This window comes from Micromonospora sp. NPDC048894 (assembly GCF_040649765.1).
GTDB lineage: Bacteria > Actinomycetota > Actinomycetes > Mycobacteriales > Micromonosporaceae > Micromonospora > Micromonospora antibiotica.
On the sequence record NZ_JBEZFY010000002.1, the window covers coordinates 457,047 to 474,122 of the forward strand.

19 protein-coding genes and 1 riboswitch are annotated in these 17,076 nt (G+C 73.1%); of the genes, 16 read left to right on the plus strand and 3 right to left on the minus strand.

Annotated features, from left to right (window positions below; all coding sequences use genetic code 11):
• The first annotated feature begins 21 nt into the window (after positions 1–21).
• From AB0C22_RS05905 to AB0C22_RS05940, 8 genes are all read left to right on the plus strand, one after another.
• Positions 22–1,233 (plus strand): Dyp-type peroxidase, encoded by a 1,212-nt coding sequence (locus AB0C22_RS05905; RefSeq protein ID WP_219469933.1) that lies wholly within the window; start codon positions 22–24, stop codon positions 1,231–1,233.
• Between the two features lie 19 nt (positions 1,234–1,252).
• Positions 1,253–1,810: a copper resistance CopC family protein gene (locus tag AB0C22_RS05910; RefSeq protein WP_357533742.1), complete on the plus strand. Its 558-nt coding sequence runs from the start codon at positions 1,253–1,255 to the stop codon at positions 1,808–1,810.
• A gap of 94 nt (positions 1,811–1,904) precedes the next feature.
• Positions 1,905–3,386, plus strand: a complete 1,482-nt coding sequence (locus AB0C22_RS05915; protein ID WP_357533744.1) for a PepSY domain-containing protein — start codon at positions 1,905–1,907, stop codon at positions 3,384–3,386.
• Positions 3,387–3,547: 161 nt separating this feature from the next.
• Positions 3,548–3,616, plus strand: a riboswitch (cobalamin riboswitch).
• Between the two features lie 60 nt (positions 3,617–3,676).
• Positions 3,677–3,880 (plus strand): CbtB-domain containing protein, encoded by a 204-nt coding sequence (locus AB0C22_RS05920; RefSeq protein ID WP_208566216.1) that lies wholly within the window; start codon positions 3,677–3,679, stop codon positions 3,878–3,880.
• Complete coding sequence (locus AB0C22_RS05925; protein WP_219461329.1) at positions 3,871–4,686, plus strand: CbtA family protein; 816 nt, start codon at positions 3,871–3,873, stop codon at positions 4,684–4,686. The genes AB0C22_RS05920 and AB0C22_RS05925 overlap by 10 nt, the downstream gene beginning before the upstream one ends.
• Entirely contained in the window at positions 4,683–5,300 is a 618-nt protein-coding gene (locus AB0C22_RS05930; RefSeq protein WP_357533747.1) for a histidine phosphatase family protein, read from the plus strand. Before AB0C22_RS05925 ends, AB0C22_RS05930 begins: the two co-directional genes overlap by 4 nt.
• 68 nt (positions 5,301–5,368) lie before the next feature.
• Positions 5,369–6,028 (plus strand): TOPRIM nucleotidyl transferase/hydrolase domain-containing protein, encoded by a 660-nt coding sequence (locus AB0C22_RS05935; protein ID WP_357533749.1) that lies wholly within the window; start codon positions 5,369–5,371, stop codon positions 6,026–6,028.
• 10 nt (positions 6,029–6,038) lie between these two features.
• Positions 6,039–6,821: an ankyrin repeat domain-containing protein gene (locus AB0C22_RS05940; RefSeq protein WP_357533751.1), complete on the plus strand. Its 783-nt coding sequence runs from the start codon at positions 6,039–6,041 to the stop codon at positions 6,819–6,821.
• A gap of 118 nt (positions 6,822–6,939) precedes the next feature.
• On the opposite strand, the gene AB0C22_RS05945 is transcribed toward AB0C22_RS05940, so the two are convergent.
• Together AB0C22_RS05945 and AB0C22_RS05950 are read right to left on the minus strand one after the other, a co-directional pair.
• Entirely contained in the window at positions 6,940–7,554 is a 615-nt protein-coding gene (locus AB0C22_RS05945; RefSeq protein WP_357533753.1) for a dihydrofolate reductase family protein, read from the minus strand.
• A 117-nt stretch (positions 7,555–7,671) separates the two neighbouring features.
• Positions 7,672–8,193 carry a GNAT family N-acetyltransferase gene (locus tag AB0C22_RS05950; RefSeq protein WP_357533754.1) on the minus strand — a complete coding sequence of 174 codons (522 nt, stop codon included), beginning with the start codon at positions 8,191–8,193 and terminating at the stop codon, positions 7,672–7,674.
• Positions 8,194–8,439: 246 nt separating this feature from the next.
• Here AB0C22_RS05950 and AB0C22_RS05955 point away from each other — a divergent pair, with 246 nt between their 5' ends.
• The 3 genes from AB0C22_RS05955 to AB0C22_RS05965 all read left to right on the plus strand — a co-directional run bounded on the left by AB0C22_RS05955 (position 8,440) and on the right by AB0C22_RS05965 (position 10,536).
• Positions 8,440–9,078 (plus strand): hypothetical protein, encoded by a 639-nt coding sequence (locus AB0C22_RS05955; RefSeq protein WP_219461313.1) that lies wholly within the window; start codon positions 8,440–8,442, stop codon positions 9,076–9,078.
• Between the two features lie 128 nt (positions 9,079–9,206).
• Positions 9,207–9,719, plus strand: a complete 513-nt coding sequence (locus AB0C22_RS05960; protein WP_357533757.1) for a sigma-70 family RNA polymerase sigma factor — start codon at positions 9,207–9,209, stop codon at positions 9,717–9,719.
• Positions 9,709–10,536 carry a hypothetical protein gene (locus AB0C22_RS05965; protein ID WP_357533759.1) on the plus strand — a complete coding sequence of 276 codons (828 nt, stop codon included), beginning with the start codon at positions 9,709–9,711 and terminating at the stop codon, positions 10,534–10,536. Before AB0C22_RS05960 ends, AB0C22_RS05965 begins: the two co-directional genes overlap by 11 nt.
• 50 nt (positions 10,537–10,586) lie before the next feature.
• Here the strand turns inward: AB0C22_RS05965 and AB0C22_RS05970 are convergent, their stop codons facing one another.
• Positions 10,587–11,117 carry an adenylate kinase gene (locus AB0C22_RS05970; protein WP_219461306.1) on the minus strand — a complete coding sequence of 177 codons (531 nt, stop codon included), beginning with the start codon at positions 11,115–11,117 and terminating at the stop codon, positions 10,587–10,589.
• 231 nt (positions 11,118–11,348) lie between these two features.
• Here AB0C22_RS05970 and AB0C22_RS05975 point away from each other — a divergent pair, with 231 nt between their 5' ends.
• The 5 genes from AB0C22_RS05975 to AB0C22_RS05995 are packed head-to-tail and all read left to right on the plus strand — an operon-like array spanning position 11,349 to position 17,063.
• A complete protein-coding gene (locus tag AB0C22_RS05975; RefSeq protein ID WP_219461303.1) occupies positions 11,349–13,028 on the plus strand; it encodes an extracellular solute-binding protein in 1,680 nt (559 codons plus the stop codon).
• Entirely contained in the window at positions 13,025–14,050 is a 1,026-nt protein-coding gene (locus AB0C22_RS05980) for an ABC transporter permease subunit (RefSeq protein WP_357533762.1), read from the plus strand. Before AB0C22_RS05975 ends, AB0C22_RS05980 begins: the two co-directional genes overlap by 4 nt.
• Positions 14,047–14,970, plus strand: coding sequence for a carbohydrate ABC transporter permease (locus AB0C22_RS05985; protein ID WP_357533764.1), 924 nt, complete (start codon positions 14,047–14,049; stop codon positions 14,968–14,970). The genes AB0C22_RS05980 and AB0C22_RS05985 overlap by 4 nt, the downstream gene beginning before the upstream one ends.
• Positions 14,971–15,028: 58 nt before the next feature.
• Complete coding sequence (gene ccmA / locus AB0C22_RS05990; protein ID WP_307799071.1) at positions 15,029–15,646, plus strand: heme ABC exporter ATP-binding protein CcmA; 618 nt, start codon at positions 15,029–15,031, stop codon at positions 15,644–15,646.
• Position 15,647: 1 nt separating this feature from the next.
• The gene (locus AB0C22_RS05995) at positions 15,648–17,063 is read left to right on the plus strand and encodes a DUF6297 family protein (protein WP_357533767.1); all 1,416 of its coding nucleotides are present in this window, start codon (positions 15,648–15,650) and stop codon (positions 17,061–17,063) included.
• The last annotated feature ends 13 nt before the right edge of the window (positions 17,064–17,076 follow it).

Genomic DNA, 17,076 nt, shown 5'->3' on the forward strand with positions numbered 1-17,076 from the left:
ACGACCCCGCCCGCCCGGGCGGTGAGCCGGCGGGGTCTGCTCGCCGGTGGGGCGTTGGCTGCGGGTGGCGCGGTGGCCGGCGCGGCGGTGGTCGCCGCCGCTACCGGTGACCAGGCCGGTGGCCCGCCTGCGACGGCTGCGCCGAGCCCGGTGGCGGCCGTCGGTGCGCTGGTCGAGCCGTTCCACGGTCCCCGGCAGGCCGGGGTCACCACCGAGCCACAGGCGCACGGTGCCTTCGTCGCGTTCACCCTGCGACCGGGCACCGACCGGGCGGCGCTGGGCCGGTTGCTGCGGCTGCTCAGCGACGACGCCGCCCGGCTCACCCAGGGCCGGCCGGCGCTGGCCGACACCGAGGCGGAACTCGGGTTGCTGCCCGCCCGGCTCACCGTGACCTTCGGTTTCGGCCCCGGCCTCTACCGGGCCGCAGGCGTCGACGACCGCCGGCCGCCGTCCGTGGTGGACCTGCCGGCGTTCCGTGTCGACCGGCTCCAGCCGGCCTGGTCCGGTGGGGACCTACTGGTGCAGATCTGCGCCGACGACGCGGTCACCGTCGCCCACGCCCAACGGGTACTGATCAAGGACAGCCGGCCCTTCGCCACCGTCCGTTGGGTGCAGCAGGGCTTCCGGCGCAGCCCCGGCGTCGAGCCGGCCGGCCACACCCAACGCAACCTGTTCGGTCAGCTCGACGGCACCGCCAACCCTCGCCCCGGCCCACCGTCGGACACCGCCGTGTGGGTGCCCGACGGCCCGGCCTGGCTCAAGGACAGCACCACCCTCGTGGTCCGCAGGATCAGCATGAACCTGGAGACCTGGGACCTGCTCGGCCGCACCGACCGGGAACTCGCCATCGGCCGCCGCCTCGACACCGGCGCCCCGCTCACCGGCACCGCCGAACACGACGAACCCAACTTCGCCGCCACCGGCGACGACGGCCTCACCGTCATCCCGGACTTCTCCCACCTCACCCGGGCACACGTCACCGACGACCGGCTGAAGATCCTGCGCCGGCCCTACAACTACGACGGCACACCCACCCCGCAGGGGCACGCCGACAGTGGACTGATCTTCGCCGCCTACCAGGCCGACATCACCACCCAGTTCCTGCCGATCCAACGACGACTCGCCGACCGGGACCTGCTCAACGAATGGACCACCCCGATCGGCTCCGCCGTGTTCGCCGTCCCGCCCGGCTGCCCACCCGACGGCTGGATCGGTCAGCAGGTGCTCGGATGAGCCGGCCCGGTAGAGCGTCATGATCACCTCGACCTGCCGGCTCGCCGCCGCGCTGCTGGCCGCCGCGCTGGCGCTCCTCGTCGCCGCAACGCCGGCCTGGGCACACAACAGCCTCACCTCGGCCTCACCGGCTCGGGAGGCGACCCTGTCCCGCGCGCCCACCGAGATCACGCTCGAGTTCCTGGCCCGGCTGGACCCGGCCTTCACCACCATCGTGCTCACCGACGGGACGAAACGACGCGTCCCCACCGGCGATCCGGTGGTCGACGGGACGAAGAGCACCGTCCAGGTGACGGACACCCTGCCCAACGGGACGTACACCGTCGCGTACCGGGTGGTGTCCGCCGACGGGCACCCGGTGCAGGGGTCGTACCCGTTCACCGTGGCCGACCCCGCCGCGCCGACCGTCGCCCCCAGCACCGCGTCGGCCCCCCCGGCCGCCGCCACCGCCGCGGCCCCGGCCGGGGACGACGACGGCGGCCGGGGCACGGTCCTGGGCGTGGCCGGCGGCGCGGTGGCCGCGCTGGCGGTGGCGGCGGGCGCGCTCCGGTGGCGACGCCGGTCGGCACGCCGCTGAGGGCGGGCCGGCGCGACGCCGGCACCACGAACGCGGGCTGATCCGCCCGTAGGCACGGGACGACCATCGGGTACCTCCCGACGATCTCGATCGGATGAGTATGTCTGTCACTGAGTTGCCCGGCCCGTCGAGGCCGGAACCCGCCCCACCCGCCGACCCGCCCGTCCGGTCCACCCGGGGTGGTTCCCCGTTCGGCGCGTTGCTGCTGCGGTTGCACTTCTACGCGGGTGTGCTGGTCGCGCCGTTCCTGGTGGTCGCCGCGCTGACCGGGTTGGCGTACACGGTCGCGCCGCAGGTGGACGGGGTGCTCTACGGCGACCGGATGACGGTGGCCGAGGTGGGTGAGCGGCCACTACCGGTGGCCGACCAGGTCGGGGCGGCCCGCAACGCCCACCCCGAAGGCGGTGTCGCCTCGGTGCAGCCGGGAACGGGTGACCAGGCCACGAGGGTGGTGTTCGCGGCCCCGGAGTACGGGGAGAAGCAGCACACCGTGTACGTCGACCCGTACACGGCACGGGTGCAGGGGCAGCTGACCACCTGGTTCGGGTCCACCCCGGCCACCACCTGGCTGGACGACCTGCACCGCAACCTGCACCTCGGGGAGGTCGGCCGGCACTACTCGGAGCTGGCCGCGAGTTGGCTGTGGATCATCGCGCTGGGAGGGGTCGTGCTGTGGTGGCGACGCCGCCGGGCCTCCCGGGCCACCGTGCGGCACCTGCTCGTGCCGGACCTGTCCGCCGCCCGGGGGGTCCGCCGGACCCGGGGCTGGCATGCCACCCTCGGGGTCTGGCTCACCGTCGGCCTGTTGTTCCTCTCGGCGACTGGGTTGACCTGGTCCCGGTACGCCGGAGCGAACTTCGGCGCCGGCCTCGACTCCCTCGACGCCCGCGCCCCGCTGCTGTCCACCGCCCTCACCGCGACGCCGAGCGACCCGGCCGATGCCGACGGCGGTGGTCACCACGGTGCGTCCGGGGCGGGCGGGGTGGTCGAGTCGGCCGCCTTCGACCGGGTGCTGACCGCCGCCCGGACGGCCGGGCTGGTCGGCCCGGTCGAGATCGCCCCGGCTGCGGAGCCGGGCTCAGCCTGGACGGTCACCCAGGTCGACAACACCTGGCCGGTCGCGAAGGACCGGGTCGCCGTCGACCCCGCCACGACCACGGTCACCGCCCGCAGCGACTTCGCCGACTGGCCGCTGCTGGCCAAGCTCAGTGGTCTCGGCATCCAGGCCCACATGGGCGTGCTCTTCGGCCCGGTCAACCAACTCCTGCTCGCCGCGCTGGCTCTCGGGCTGCTCTGCGTCATCGTGTGGGGCTACCGCATGTGGTGGCAACGGCGACCCACCCGCACCGACCGGCGCGCGCTCGTCGGCACCCCACCGGCCCGGGGCGGCGTGCGGGCCGTACCGCGGTGGGTCCTGCTCGTCGGCGTGCCGTCGACGGTGGCGATCGGCTGGGCGCTGCCCCTGTTCGGGCTCACCCTCCTGGCCTTCCTCACCATCGACGTCGTCCTGGGCGCGACCTCGCGACGGCGTCGGCGCACCACCACCCCCACGTCACCCGCACCCGCCGGTCGATGACCGGTCCCGGCCGGTTGTCGCGCGACGGCCGGCCGGGACCGTCGACCCGTCAAAGGCGTCGGGCTTCCGCCCGGGGTGGCTCACATTCGTCAGGGTGACGATTGACCAGTCGGGGGTCGCGCCGTTACGGTCGACCTACTATCTGCGGCGTCGCGAGGTAAGCCGGTGAGATTCCGGCGCGGTCGCGCCACTGTGAGCGGTCCCGTCGTCGACGGTGCCACGAGCCAGGACGCTCGGTCGTCCGCAGCCTTGCGATGGGGACGCGTCATCCCCGGGAAGGTTCGTGTCCCATGTCGAGTTCCACTCCCACCCAGTCGCTGGTGCAACCCGTCGGGTCCGCCCGCGTGTGGGGGACGGCCCTGGTCGTCGTCGGCGTACTCCTCCTGCTCACCTACCTGGTCGCCTTCGATCAGGGCGCGATCTCGCGCAGCGGCATGTACCTGCACGAACTCATGCACGACGGGCGGCACCTGCTCGGTGTCCCGTGCCACTGACCACACCCCACAGTCCACCCACGTTCGCGACCGTCCTGCTCCGCGGTCTACTCGCCGGTCTCGTCGCCGGCCTGCTCGCGGGGGCGTTCGGCTATCTCGTCGGTGAGCCGCGCATCGAGGCGGCCATCGCGATCGAGGAGTCGGCCACCCACACCGGGCCGGTGGCCGACGACCACCACGCGGACGACCTGGTCGGTCGGGGCGGGCAGCGGGCCGGCCTGTTCCTGGCCACCGGGCTGTTCGGGACCGCGATGGGCGGCCTGTTGGCGACGGCGTACGTGCTGCTGCGCCGTCGCCTGCGCAGCACGGACGACGGCCGGTCGGTGCTGCTGCTCGCCGGTGGCACCCTGGTCGGCGCGGTGCTCGTGCCGTTCGGGAAGTACCCGGCCAATCCACCGGCGGTCGGTGATCCCGACACCATCGACCAGCGCACCGTCGCCTACCTGGCGCTGGTGGTCCTCGGCCTGGTGGCGGTCTGGGCGGGCACCCTCGGCTACCGGTCGGTGCGCGCCGACGCGCCGGTCTGGCAACGGTTCGGGGCGGGCGTCGGCGGATTCCTCCTGGTCGCCGTCGTCGGCTATGTGGTCCTGCCGTCGTTCCAGGAGGTTCCGGACGACTTCCCGGCGACCCTGCTGTGGAACTTCCGGTTGGCCTCGCTCGGCACCCAGGTGGTGCTCTGGACCGCGATCGGCCTGCTGTTCAGCGCCCTGATGAGTCGGGGCGGCGGACGGCCGAAGAGCGAGCGGCACGCAGGCGACCGCCCCGGTGAGCCGGCGATCGGTCAGGGCACACCGGCTCACCCGTGAGCACGACCAGCCTGCGGCTGGTCGCCCACGCGCACACCGCCGCCCTGCGGCAGGCGGTGTTCGGCGCGGGTGACGACGACCTGGACGAGGGCGGCCGGCAGGCCGCTCTCGCCCTCGTCGGCCCTGACCGGCGCACCCCTCTGGGCCGGGTGGACGTCTGTCTGACCAGCCCGGCGGCGGCAGCGGCGCAGACCGCGTACGCCCTCGGGTTGCATCCCACCGTCGAGGCCGCGTTGGCGGACTGCGACTACGCCGCCTGGGCCGGGCGGAGCCTGGCGGACGTGGGGGCGCGGGAGCCCGAGGCGTTGCGGCAGTGGTGGGAGGACCCCGGGGCGGCACCGCACGGCGGGGAGTCCCTCGCCGCACTGCGCGACCGGGTCGGGGGCTGGCTCGACGGTCGGCTCGCCCCGGGTGTCCGGATCGCCGCGGTGACCCATCCGATGGTGGTCCGGGTGGCGATCGTGCACGCGTTGCGACTTCCGACGGCCGTGTTGCCCCGACTGGACGTCGCCCCGCTGGCGGTGGTGCGGCTCAGCCGGCACGGCTCCCGGTGGCGGCTCCAGTTCACCGCGCCGCGGGTCGGACCAGGTTCGCAGCGCCGGCCGCAAGGGTGATCATCCGGGCCGCCGACCGCCGCCGAATCCCGGTGGCAGTCCCGGCCGGTGGTTGCGAGACTGCCACCGTGCGAGAGCCCGACCGTTTCCGCGCCGCCGTCGGCGCCTGGGCGGCCGGTGGCGCGGACGCGGCGGCGGCGGCGGTGACCGCCCGCCGCCTGGCCGGTGACGTGGTGGCCACGGTCGTGCTCGTCGAGGGGGTCAGTGACCGGAGCGCGGTCGAGGCGTTGGCCGTGCGGCGTGGCCGCGACCTCACCGACGAGGGCGTCTGCGTGCTGGCGATGGGGGGCGCGATGAGCGCCGGCCGGTTCCTGCGGCTGCTCGGCCCGCCGGGTCTCGGCCTGGCCGTCCGGGGTCTCTGCGACGAGGCCGAGGAGGGGTGGTTCCGGCGCGGCCTGGAGCAGGTCGGCCTCGGCGTCGACCTGAACCGCCCCGCGATGGAGGCGCTCGGCTTCCCGGTGTGCGTCGCCGACCTGGAGGACGAGCTGATCCGCGCGCTGGGTCCCGCCGGTGTCGAGGACGTCCTGGACACCGAGGGCGACCTGCCCAGATTCCGGGTCTTCCAGAACCAGCCCGCCCAGCGCGGTCGGTCCGTGCAGCGGCAGCTACGCCGGTTCCTGGGCACCACCAGCGGCCGTAAGGCGAGGTACGCCGCCGCACTGGTGCACGCCCTCGATCTGGAGCACGTCCCCCGGCCGTTGGACCGGCTGCTCCCCGGCGGCAGGTAGGGTCGCCAAGGTGACGGGTGACCTCCTGCTGCTCGCGGTCGACGACCCGCTGGCGGTCACGGCGAGCGGGGCGATCCGCAGCGGCGACCTCACCACGCTGCGCCGGCTGCTTACCGCACATCCGGGGCTGGCCACCGCGCACCTCGTCGACCACGTCGGTGGGGCCTCCGGTGCGACGTCCCGCACGCTGCTGCACGTCGTCACCGACTGGCCGGGCCGGTTTCCGCACGGGGCGGCCACCGTGGCCGCCCTGGTCGCCGCCGGCAGCGACGTCGACGCCCGGTTCGTCGGACCGCACCGGGAGACCCCGCTGCACTGGGCGGCCAGCTGCGACGACGTGGACGTCGTCGACGCCCTGCTGGACGCGGGTGCCGACATCGAGGCTGCCGGGGGCGTGATCGCCGGCGGTACGCCGCTCGCCGACGCGCGGGCCTTCGCCCAGTGGCGGGCGGCGTACCGGCTCGTCGTCCGGGGGGCCCGCACCACCCTCACCGACGCGGCCACCCTCGGCCTGCTCGACCGGGTGGAGCGGGCCTGCACCGACGTCGTCCCGCCGTCGGCCGACGAGATCGACGCGGCGTTCTGGGGCGCCTGCCACGGCGGCCGGCAGTCCTGCGCCGGGTACCTGTGGGAGCGGGGCGCCCGGCTCAACTGGATACCGCCGTGGGAGCACCGCACCGCCCTGGACGCGGCCGTCCGGCGCGGCGCCACCGAGCTGGTCGTCTGGCTGCGGGCGCGGGGCGGCGTCACCGCCGCCGAGCGGGACCGGCAACCGCCCGGACCAACCCCCTAGCCGGTACGCCGACCGCGTCGCCGCGCGGACCACCGGCCGGACGGGCACCACGCGACGATGGTGGCGCGGTGTGCCACCTGCGGGTGACGACGGCCGAGGCGGCCCGCGCGGGGCGCGGCTACTCCCCTGCGGGCAGTTGCTCCTTGGCCTCGTCGTAGCCGGCCGGGGCGGGCGTCTCGACCGGCGCGTAGACCACCCGGATCACCCCGGTCGGGAACACCTCCGTCGTCGTCACCCGCAGGTGGTAGGGCGCGTCACCGTCGTCGAACAGTCTGCGGCCCTTCCGCGCCGCCACCGGGTGCACCAGCAGCCGCAGCTCGTCGACCAGCCCGGCGGCGAGCAGCTGCTGCACCACGGAGATCGACCCGGGGATGAGGACGCCACCGATGCCGGCGTCGTTCCGGAGCGCGGCGACGACCTCGAGGAGATCGCCGTCGAGCAGCTCGGAGTTGCGCCAGGGAAACTCCCGGGACTGCCGCGAGACGACCACCTTGCGCAGGTCACCGAGCTGCTTGGCAAACGGCGCGTCGTCGCCGCCCGCCGTCTCCCGGCCGGGCCACGCCCCGGCGAAGCTGTCGTAGGTCTCCCGGCCGATGAGGAGCACGTCGGCGGCGTCGTAGTCCTCGCTGACGGCCCGACCCATGTTGTCGTCGAAGTACGGGAAGTGCCAGTCGGGGTCGATCTCGGCCACGCCGTCGGCCGAGATGAAAAGCGTGGAGATGACCTTTGCCATCGGAAAGGTCCCTTCGAGTCGGATGGATCACTTGCTGGACCGTCACAGCATCCCAAAGTCGCCGGCCGGGCACCGCCCGTCGGCCGGCACCGCGTGTCGCGCCGCACGCCGCCGGCCCTACCCGTGCAGCGTGATCCGGTAGCGTCGGGTGGGACCGAACCGGGTCTCCCCGATGCCCTCGAAGACTCCGCCGCACCGCTCGATCGTCCGCGCCGAGGCGACGTTGCCGGTTGCGCAGACGACCAGCAACCGTTCCCGCCCGAGCGCGCGCGCCTCGTCGAGCATCCGGCCCAGCGCCCAACTTGCCAGCCCACGGCCCCGGGCGGACGGGCGGATGCCGAACCCGAGGTGGCCGGCCCACTGCGCGTGTTCGTCGCGGTCGTGGCGCAGGGCGATCCCGCCGAGCACCCGCTCGTGTGCGACGATCCAGCGGTACGTGCAGCGGTCGACCTCGGCTGGCCCGGCCGGACCAGGCTGTCGCGTCAACCGCGCCACCCAGGCGGCGAACCCGTCCGGCGAGTCCACCTCGTCGCACGGGCGCAGCCCGAAGCCGTCCTCGTGCCGCCCCGGCCCCCACTCCAGGTGCGCCTCCCGCCAGGCGTCGTACCGCTCGACGGCAGGTGCGATCAGTTCGGGCACCCGACGACGATACCCGCGACCGGGCGACCGGGCGACCGGGCGACCGGGCGGGCATGCGGGCATGCGGGCCTGACGCCCCGGTCCCGCCGCCAGGACGATGTCGGCGGTGCCGAAAAGATCGTGGGGTGGGGCTGAAACCTGGCGGCCACGCCGAACGTCCTGAGAGGTGAGTCGGGCAACGACGTCGGCACCGGGCCGGTGCGACGACGGACCTGCCGACCACGTCCCCAGGTGAAGGAGCGGACAATGGCGATGAGACGATGGCTCGCGGGTGCCGGGTTGCTGGCGCTGACCGGGGCGCTGGCGGCCTGTGCGGTGGACACCCGACCCGGGGCCGACGGTGGGCAGGCGGCCCCGGCGCAACGGGACACCACGGCCGTGGCGGACAGCGTACCGGTGGGGTTGTCGGCCACGCCGCCGACGGCGACCAGGGCCCCACGCGGGTTCACCGGCACCCGGCAGTACACGATCGTCCGGGTCGGCGCGTTCGAGAGCGGCCTGTCGCTGACCGACTCCGGGCGGCTGGCCGAGGTCGACGACGACCAGGGCCGGCAGCTGTTCGTGCCGACCCCGCTGGGTGGGCAGAAGTACCTCGTCAAGTCGTACTCCCGGGCCAGTGCCGGCCCGCTCTGCTGGCGGGTGCATAATCCCGGCAACAGCAAACCGTTGGAGGTTCGGGCCGCCACGTGCAACGCCGATGATCCCCGCCAGCAGTTCGAGATCTTCGCCGCGACCGGCACCACGCCGTCCTACCTGATCAGCAACGCCGGGGCGTTCCTGCGGGACTCCGCACGCTCCGGCCTCATCCTCGAGGAGCTGGGTGACGCCCCGCCGACGAGCAGCTTCCGGTTCAACGACAACGGACCGGCGCCCGCCAACCGCTGACGGCAGGCCGGTCGGATCGGACTGGACCGACGTCCCGTCCGATCCGACCGGGCCCGCGCGGGGCGGGGCGGCCCCCGGGCCGGGCGCTGCGGGTGCAGAGGCGACCGGTCAGGTGGAGAGCGTGATCGATGCGTGACGCCGAGGAGTTCGACGCCTTCTACGCCTCGTCGGCGCAACGGGTGCTGGGGCAGGTGTACGCGATGCTCGGCAGCCGTACCGAGGCCGAGGACGCGGTGGCCGAGGCGTACGCCCGGGCCTGGAGCCGGTGGGCGACGGTGCGGGAGTGCGACAGCCCGGAGGCGTGGGTACGCAAGGTCGCCTACCGGGTGGCGGTGAGCGCGTGGCGCAAGGCGGTGAACCGGGTCACGGCGCACCGGCGGGAGGCGACCGGACAGCAGGTGGAACCGGTCTCCGTCGACCACGTGGTGCTGGTCGACGCGTTACGGCACATCCCCTCCGAGCAGCGCCGGGCCATCGTGCTGCATCATCTGGTCGGCCTCAGCGTGGCCGAGATCGCCGCGGAGACCCGGGCGAATCCGAACACCGTCAAGACCCGGTTGGCCCGGGGCCGCCAGGCCCTGGCCAGGTACCTGAGCGATGACGGACATCAGACGGCGGCCGGGAGGAGCCATGGGGCCTGACGACATGCTCGACGAGGCCCTGCGCGGGCTGGCCCGACAGGCCGGGCAGACCGGTCGGCTCGCCACCGTCGCCGAGGTCCGTCGACGCGGTGACAGCCGGCGTCGGCGTCGGCACGTCGCGACCGCCGCGCTGGGCATCGCCCTGCTGGGGGCGGTGGGTGCCGGTGCCACCGTGGTGCACCTCGCCGGCACTGCGCGCACCACCCTGCCCGCCGGCCCGAGCGGTACGACGTCGGGCCCGACACCGGGGGCCACCCCGTCCACCGGGCCGACCCCGGACACCTCGACCACCGGGGATCCGACGTCCGGGTCGCCCCGGGCCACCCCCAGGGGCACGCCCAGCGGGTCGAAGAGTTCGGCGTCCACCGACCCGCTACGGCTCGGACAGCGCCGCTACGTCGTCCTGCGGTCCGCCGCGATGGAGTCCGTGGTGTCCCTGCTCGACGACGGCAGTCTCGGCGAGGTCGACGGCGACGAGGGGCGCAGCCTGTTCGTGTTCGTGCCCCAGGGGTCCGGCACCTATCTGGTCCGTACCGCCGAACCGAACGCTGACGGTAACCGGGACTGCTGGCAGGTCCGGTCGGCGGGTTCCGACCCGCTCACCGTCGTCGCGGCGGCCTGCTCGCCGGACGAGCCGAGGCAACTGTTCTCGATCGTGGTGCACAGCTCGGAGGGGGGCCAGCGGACCTACGCCCTCAGCAACAACTCCGCCTATCTCCAGTACTCCGACCAGCGCGGGTTGATCCTGGAGGAGCTCGGCGACGCTCCCCTGGAAACGGTGTTCCGGTTCGTGGACAACGGGCCCGCGCCCAAGTGACGACGGTCCGGGGCGCGGCGGCGTCCCGGCCACTCACCTGTCCCGGCCGCTCACCGTCGGGGCAGTGTGGCAAGCCAGCGGTCCAGCTCGGTCGGGGAGCGGAACAGCAGCACCGGTGGTCCCGACGGGTCGGCCTGCCAGGCCCGCATCCGCCGCCGGGCACGACCGAACGCGCTGACGTGCCACACCAGGATCGAGTCCCGGGACAGCACACTGCCCAGTGACTCGCGGTTACCGTTGCAGATCTCCTCCCCCGTGGCCAGCCGGCGGAGGGTACGCCGCAGCAGCCGCCCGAACGAACGCCAGCGGGGGTAGTCCAGGGCGACGACCAGGTCGGCGCGGTCCAGGGGCACGTCCCGCCACCCGTGGTAGGCCCCGTCGAGGATCCACCGGTCGCCCCGGCAGACCTCAATGATCCGGCTGCGCTGCTCGGCGACCGGCACCTCGACCCAGCCGGGTTGCCACAGCAGGTCGTCGACCGGGTGCCACGGCAACCGCAACCGGTCGGCCAGCACCGCCGCGAGGGTCGACTTTCCCGCGCCGTACACCCCGTAGACCAGGATCCGGGACGGTGCGCTCATCCGGGCAGCCTACGTAGCGGGTGCGGGGGCCGCTCGTCGTCTCCGGGTGGGGTTCGGCCCGGCGGGCACGCCGACGTCACGGCGACCCGACGCGCCGCCGGTACCGGTACGGCGACCGTCGATGCCTCTTGTCGGAATCTCCCGCCGTCCATTAGTTTGTTTAACATCCAGACCAACTAGCTTTACCCCAACCTGCGAACCCACTACCTAGCCCTTCTCGAAGGGGGACCGATGACACCCCAGCAACCCGGCTCGACAGGCTCGCGCCGACACTTCCTCGGCCTGGTCGGCCTCGGCACGGCAGCCATCGCCGGCGGCCCGCTGCTCGCCGGGTGCTCCGAGAAGCCGGCCGGCTCCGGTGCCGCGCAGAACCTGGACGCGTACGCCAACCTGCTGCCGACGCAGAAGGACCTCGCCCAGAGCATCAAGCCCGACATCATCGGCACCCGGCCGGTGCCCGACGGCTACACGAAGTACCCGACCTCGCTGGTCGACGCGATCACCGAGCGGCCCGGCACCAGCGGCAAGGAGATCACCGCGATGACCCCGGCCTGGGGCCCGGCCCCACCCGGGGTCGCCCAGAACGCCTACCTCCAGGCGGTCAACGCCGAGCTGGGCACGCCGGTGAACTTCACCATCCAGGACGGCAACACCTACGCCGACAAGCTCAACGCGATGCTCGGCGCGCGGGACGTCCCGGAGCTGCTCTGCGTGCCGGGTTGGGAGGTGCAGAAGATCCCGCGCTTCTCCGAGGCGATCAAGGTGCTCTTCGAGGACCTCACCGACTACCTCAAGGGCGACGCGGCCAACGCGTACCCGATGCTGGCCTCGTTCCCCACCGGCGCCTGGCGCAACTCGCTGTGGAACGAGCGGCTGATGGCCGTGCCCAACCCGACCGACGGGCCGTTCCCCTGGGCGTTGTTCACCCGCAAGGACCTGCTCGACGCGCGCGGGCTGGCGGTGCCGGCGTCACTCGACGACCTGCTCACCGTGGCCAGGCAGGTCACCGACCCGGCCAAGAAGGTGTGGGCGTTCGACAACGTCTTCGAGATGATCCAGATGTACCACAAGGTGCCGGCCTCCAAGCAGGGCTGGCGGCTGAAGGCCGACGGGACCCCGGAGTTCAAGTACGAGACCCCGGAGTACCGGCAGGCCGTCGAGGTGATGGCCAAGATCTACAAGGACGGTCTGGTCCACCCCGAGATCGTCGCCAGCAAGGGCGCGGACAACGTCCAACTGTTCGCCAAGAACGGCGCGATCGTCTTCTCCCGCAACGGGGTGGGCTTCTGGCAGGGCGCCCAGGCCGAGCACCAGAAGGTCAACCCCAAGCTGAACATCCAGCCGGTGCCGGTCTTCTCGGCCACCGGCGGTGACCCGCTGGTCTGGGGTGACGACGAGCCGATCTCCTTCACCTTCGTCAAGAAGGGACTCGGCAAGGAGCGGGTCGAGGAGCTGCTGCGGATCATGAACTGGTGCTCCGCGCCGCTGGGCTCGCAGGAGGCGCAGCTGCGCGACTACGGGTTGGCGGGCAAGCACCACAACAGCACCCCGAACGGGCCGGTCAAGACCGACCTGGCGTTCAAGGAGATCGCCAACCAGTACTTCTTCATCAGCGGACGCAACCCCACCATCGGCCCGTACCCGGAGACCCCGAACTACGTGCCGGACCTCCTGAACTACTCCAACGCCATGGTGAAGTTCCTGGAGAAGGACCCCTGGGACGGGGTGAAGCTGGAGATGCCGGCCGCGTACAAGGCCAACCAGGTGCCCACCGAGGACAAGTTCACCGACCTCCTGCGCGGCCGCCGGCCGCTCTCCGACGTCGACGCCATCGTGCAGGAGTGGAAGGCCAACGGGGGCGAGGAAGCGCGGGAACTGCTCGCCAAGTCCCTGCCCAAGGCCGGGCGATGACCACTCGCGACACCACCGTCGCGGCCGGGTCCGACCGGACCCGGCCCGACGGGCCCACCGGGACGCCACGCGGGCGCCGTCCCGCCCGCCGTCGCCGGGTGCCGCTGCGCACCCGGCTCGCCCGGGACTGGCAGCTGCTGGTCATGGTGACGCCCGGCTTCCTCGTCCTGCTGGTCTTCAGCTACCTGCCGATCCTGGGCAACATCATCGCCTTCCAGGACTACAACCCCTACCTGGGCGACAACCCGTTGCAGGCGTTCGCGCGCAGCAACTGGATCGGGTTCGGCCAGTTCCAACTGCTCTTCGAGGACTCGGCCTTCTGGGAAGCGCTGCGCAACACCCTGGCGATCACCGCGTTCCAGCTGGTCTTCTTCTTCCCGCTGCCGATCTTCCTGGCGATCATGCTGCACAACCTGCTCTCCAGCCGGTGGCGCGGCTTCGTGCAGACCGTCGTCTATCTGCCGCACTTCTTCAGCTGGGTGCTGGTGGTCAGCTTCTTCGTCGCCATGCTCGGCGGCGCCGGCCTGCTCGCACAGACCATGCGCGACGCCGGCATGCAGCCGTGGAACGTGATGACCAACCCGGACACCTTCATCATCCTGGTCACCGCCGAGGCGGTCTGGAAGGACGTCGGGTGGGGGACCATCGTCTTCCTCGCCGCGCTGTCCACCATCGACACCAGCCTCTACGAGGCGGCGGCGGCCGACGGCGCCGGCCGGTGGCGGCGGCTGTGGCACATCACCCTGCCCGGCCTGCGCCCGGTGATCGTGCTGCTGCTCATCCTGCGGCTGGGCGACGCGCTCTCGGTCGGGTTCGAACAGTTCCTGCTGCAACGTGACGCGGTGGGCCGGCAGGCCGCCGAGGTGCTCGACACCTTCGTCTACCACTTCTCCATCGCCACCGGCAACTACGGCTACGGCGCGGCGGCCGGGCTGTTCAAGGCCGCGATCGGGCTGGGCCTGATCCTGGCCGCCAACCGGGTCGCCCACCTGCTCGGCGAACGAGGGATCTATTCGAAATGACCGAGACCGTCGCACTGCGGGCCCGCTCCGGGCGCGACCGCCGGCCGGTGTGGGAGGAGCCACCGACCCGGATCGGCCAGGGGTTCAAGGCCGCCTTCCTGGGTCTGCTCGTGCTCAGTGTGCTCTTCCCGCTCTGGGTGATCCTGGTGACCAGCCTGTCCTCCCGGGAGACCCTCGCCGAGGCCGGCGGCATCGTCGTCATCCCCCGGGGCATCGACACCGCGGCCTACGAGACGATCTTCGCCGGTGGGGCGGTCACCCGGGCGCTGTGGATCAGCACGCTGGTCACCGTCATCGGCAGCACGCTGGCGTTGACCGTGACCGTCCTCGCCGCGTACGGGTTGTCCCAGCCGCGTTCGGTGGGCTACCGCTGGCTGCTGATCTACTTCCTGGTCCCGTTCCTGGTGTACCCGCCGTTGGTGCCGAAATACCTGGTGGTGACCGGGCTGGGCCTCAAGGACACCATCTGGGCGCTGATCCTGCCGCCGGCGATCAGCGTGTTCAACCTGGTGGTGGTGCGCGGCTTCTTCCAGGCCATCCCGCAGGAACTGCTGGACAGCGCCCGGGTCGACGGGGCGAGCCACTTCCGTACCCTGGTGCGGATCGTGCTGCCGCTGTCCCGGGCGGTCATCGCCGTGGTGGGGCTGTTCTACGCGGTGAGCTACTGGAACGTCTGGTTCGACGCGCTGCTGTTCATCGACCGCAACGACATGTACCCGATCCAGCGGGTGTTGCAGAGCTACCTGCTGGCCGGCCAGGCCCCGCACACCTCCGGCGGCAGCACCGGGGTGTCCATGCCACCGACCGAGGCGATCAAGATGGCGGTGGTCGTGCTCACCGTCGCCCCGATCGTCGCGGTCTATCCGTTCATCCAGCGGCATTTCATCAAGGGTGTGCTGATCGGCGCCGTCAAGGGCTGACCGCTGCGGCGGGACCGGGTCGACGGCCACACCGGCCCGCGTGCGACAGTGCCTGGTTGTGAGCACACTTGCCGTACGCGGGCTGACCCGCCGGTTCGGCGCGCTGGTCGTCCTCGACGACGTGCGCTTCCAGCTCGACGCGGGGCAGGTCGCCGTCGTCGTCGGGCCCAACGGCTCCGGCAAGACCACCCTGCTGCGCTGCGTCGTCGGGGCGGACCGCCCCGACGAGGGCGAGGTCCTGCTCGACGGCCGACGCTGCGACGAGACCGACCCCCGGGTCCGCGCGGCGGTCGCCGCCGCCCTCGACGACATCGACTTCTTTCCCGACCTGTCCGTCGTCGAACACCTCGAACTGCTCGCCTACGCCCACGGCGGCACCGCCGACCCGGTCGAGGAGGTGCTCACCGAGCTGGGTCTCGAACCGGCCCGCGACCAGCTTCCGGCGACCCTGTCCAGCGGCCAGCGCCGCCGCCTCGCCCTCGCCTCCTGCTTCGTACGCCCGCGCCGGTTGCTCGTCCTCGACGAACCGGAGCAGCGCCTCGACGTCCGGGGCCGGGCCTGGCTGGCGCAGCGGCTGCTGCGGGAGAAGGCAGCCGGCACGGCGGTGCTGATGGCGTCGCACGACACCGAACTGATCGACGCGGTCGCCGACCGGCGGATCGAGATCGGCGGCTGAGGTGACGTCGACCAGGACCTCCCCACCACCGGTGGTCGGGCCCACGCCCCGGCAACTGCGGGCCGGGCTGCGACGGGCCCGCCGCCGCCACCATCCCGGCTCGCTCGGCGAGGTGCTCACCGACGCCTACGTCGTGGTCCTGTTCGTCGCCCTGTACGGCTGGTTCGCGGTCGCCGCGATCCGCGACCACCTGGCGGCCCCGCAGGTGACCCGGACCGACCCGGGCGACAGGTACTGGATCGCCGTCGCCGCGGTGACGGCAGGGGCCGGGCTCGCCTGGTGGGGCCTGCGGCTGACCGGGCCGCTGCTGGTCACCCCGGCCGCGCAGACCTGGTTGGTCAGCTCACCGGTGGACCGCCGGGCGTGGCTGCTCCCCCGGTTCGGTGGCCTGGTCGGCGGCGGCACCATCGGTGTCGGGCTGCTGGCGGTGGCAGCCGCGTACGCCGGTGGCCTCGACCGCCCCGTCGACCTGGGCTGGGCGGCGTTGGCCGGCCTCACCTGCGGGGCCACCGCGACCGGGTGGGCCGTCGTCGCCCAGAGCGTCCGCCCCACACCCCGCTGGGCGGGACGGCTCGGCGTCGGTCTGTCCGCCGCCGGGGCGACGATCGCGGTGCTGGTGGTGCTCGGGCACGCCGCCGGGTGGTCCCTCCCGCTGCCGCCGGTGCCGCTCACCGCCGGCGTCGGCCTGGTGCTGCTGCCGGTCGCGGTGGCGTCCACCGTCCGCGCGCACCGGCGGCTCGCCCGGGTGGACCGGGCGGCGCTGACCACGGGCGCGCAGTTCGCCAACGCCGCCACCACCGCCGCCGTGCTGCTGGATCCGTCGCTGCTCGCCGCGCTGGTGGAGAGCCGCCGGTGGCGCGGGATCGGCCTGGTGCGCGGGCGGCCCTTCCGTGCCGGTGGTCGGTTGCGGGTGCTGCTCCAGGCAGAGGTACGCCGGTTGTCGCGCCGCCGGGGTGCCCTCGTCGGCTGGGTCGGGGCGCTGCTGACCATGTACGCCGTCGCGGTGGCGCTGCCGTCGATCGCGGGTCCCGCGCACCTGGTGCTGGCGTACCTGGCGACGGGCGGGCTCACCGGCGGGCTCCGCGCGGTCAGTCGCGCACCGGGCCTGCGGCGGTCCCTCGGCGGCAACGACGCCCTGTTGCGGCTGACGCATCTCGTCGTGCCGGGCGTCGGCGCCACCCTCTGGTATCTGGCCACCCTGCCCGCCCTGCGGCCGGTGCCCGTCCCGCTCGACGCGGTGCTGCTGCTCGGGGTCGTGGCGGCGGCCTTCTGGGCCGGCACCCGCCCACCCATGCGGTACGGCGGGGCGATGGTGAACACGCCGTTCGCGATGGTGCCCGTGGACCTGGTCCGTCAGGTGCTGCGCGGCCCGGACCTGGTCGCCGTGCTGGTGGTCGTCCAACTGCTCGCGGGGTGACGGTGGCGGCCTG